This is a genomic window from Pseudomonas sp. AF32, from assembly GCF_022342325.2.
GTDB lineage: Bacteria > Pseudomonadota > Gammaproteobacteria > Pseudomonadales > Pseudomonadaceae > Aquipseudomonas > Aquipseudomonas uvaldensis.
On the sequence record NZ_RQJK02000047.1, the window covers coordinates 1 to 2,572 of the forward strand.

The 2,572-nt window shown below is 64.9% G+C and carries 1 protein-coding gene; it reads right to left on the reverse strand.

From position 1 onward, the window contains the following. Positions 1-2,572: AMP-binding protein (locus tag EGM97_RS26005; protein ID WP_477788891.1), on the reverse strand; the 2,572-nt coding region annotated here is incomplete at both ends.

Below are 2,572 nucleotides of genomic sequence, written 5' to 3' on the forward strand. Positions count from 1 at the left end.
CAGGTAGCGCAGTTGCTTGAACACCGGCAGCATGCCGTCGGCATATTGGTGGAACAGCCCGGCGGTCATCCACAGCACACTGACCCGCTGCTCCGTCAGCAACTGGGCAAAACGCGCCTGGGTCAACAGCACATCCTGTTCGACCACCACCACGCAACCGCCGTTGAGCAACGGCGCCCAGACGTCCAGGGTACTGGCGTCGAAGGCCGGGTTCGAGGCGAATGCCACCCGATCCTGAGCCGTGAAATGCGCATAACCGTTGTTGATCACCAGGCGATTGATCGCCCGGTGCGGCACCAGTACACCCTTCGGCGTACCGGTGGAACCGGAGGTGTACATAATGTAGGCGACCGACTCGGCGCTCTGGGGCAAATCGAGGTTGTCGCAGGCTTCATCCAACGTCACACGGTCCAGGTCGACCCGCACAGGGCCTTGCGCCACAGTCGCAGAACTCAGGGCCAGCAGAATTTTCGCCCCGCTGTCTTCAACCATGAACTGCTGGCGCTCCAAGGGTGCGTGGATATCCAGCGGCACAAAAACCGCGGCGCACTTGAGCACCGCCAATTGGCTGACCAGCAATTCAAGGGAGCGCTCCAGCAGGATCGCCACGCGCTCACCCGGTTGCACACCCAGGCCGACCAGATGACGAGCCAGTTGGTTGGCCCTGGCGTTGAGCTCGGCGTACGTCAGGCTGTGGGGCTGATGCACCGCTGCCAACGCCTCGGGGTTGGCCTGGGCCTGGGCCTCGAACAGCCCGTGGACGGTTCTGTCCTGCGGGTACCGACGAGTGGTGGCGTTGAAGTCCAGCAGCAGTTGGCGACGCTCGGCCGGCGGCAGGATCGACACGCTCGCCACCGGTGTATGGGGCGCCTGCTCCAAGGCAGCCACCAGGTTTTCCAACGCCACGTTCATATAGCCGCAGACCCGCTGCGCGCCGATCTGCGGCACCGCCAACGCGGTCAGGCTGAAACCTTCGCCCAGGTCGTCCACCGAGAGGGTCAGTGGATAGTTGGTGCGTTCCTCGTTGCCCAGGATCTCGATGCCGTGCCAGGCCGCCCGTGTATCGGCCGAGGTCACATCCACATGGCTGTGCCGGTAGTTGAGCAAGGCGCTGAACAACGGCATCGGCGCAACCACGCCGCTGCAGCGCTGGGCCAAGGCCAGCGAAGCGTGTTCATGGCCCAACAGGCCGGTCAGCCGGGCATGGGTCGCCTTGACACTGCCGCGCACATCCTGCTCGCCAATGTCCACTCGCAGCGGCAAGGTATTGATGAACATGCCCAGCGCATGTTCGGCGCCGTCGCCGCCCTGCATCCGCCCCATCAGCACCGTGCCGAACACCACGTCCCGCTTGCCGGACACCTGGCTCAGGACACGCGCCCAGGCCAGGTGATGCAGGCTCGCCGTGCTCACGCCCAGCACCCGGGCCTGGGCGCGCAGACGGCGGCTCAAGTCGGCGCAGAGCTGCAACCCGGCCTCCTCGATGTCGCTACCGTCGTTGCGTACCTCCTGCACGCCGAAAGGCAGAGTCGGTTCTTCGATGTCACCGAGCATCTGGCGGAAGAAGGCCTCGTGCTCTTCGCGGCTGACGCCCAGGCGCGCCTGGGCCACGTAATTGCGGAAAGGCGCCGCTTCGCCCAGTTGATCGGCCTGGTCCAGCAGATGCGCCTGCATTTCATGGCGCACCACTTCCAGCGCCGTGTGGTCGAGAGCCATGTGATGGAACAACAGCAACGCGACCCAGCGCTGGTTCGCGGTGTCATGGGCAAAGGCAATGCGCATCAGCGGCGCCTGTTGCATGTCGAGACGGTAGTGCAGCGTGTCGAAACGCTCACGCAACTGAGCGACGATATCCCCCGCCTCGGCCGCCAGTGTCACCTCTTCCACAGCCAATTGCGCCTTGCGCCAGACCACCTGCACCGGTTCGTCGAGACCTTCCCAGACCACGGAAGTGCGCAGGATGTCATGGCGATCGATGACCGCCTGGAGCGCGTGGGCAAAGGCATCCAGGCGCTCACGGTCGGCCATGTTGAACGTGGCTTGCAATACATAGGGATCGCCCGCGGCCGCCGCAATGTGGTGATAGAGGATGCCCTCTTGCAGCGGTGCCAGCGGATAGATGTCCTGCACATTGCGCGCACCACCCGGCACCGTTGCCACGATGCGGTCGATGGCCTGCTGGTCCAGATCGACCAGCGGCAGCATCGACGGGGTGATCCGAGTGCTGCCCAGGAGGATGCCATTGTCCGGCACCTGGACATCGCGACCGCTGCCGATGGCGGCCGCCAGTGCCTTCAAGGTCGGCTGGCCGAACAACACGCGGATGTCCGCCGACCAGCCCAGCTGGCGCATGCGCCCGATCAGGCTGACGGCCAGCAGCGAATGGCCGCCCAGTTCGAAGAAATGGTCGTGGCGGCCGACCTGTGGCAGACCGAGCAGGTCCTGCCAGATCTGCGCCAGAGTGGTTTCGATCTCGCCTTGAGGGGCTTCGTATCCGCGGCTGATGACCGAATCCTGGTCCGGCGCCGGCAAGGCCTTGCGGTCGAGTTTGCCGTTGGGGGTCAGCGGCAAG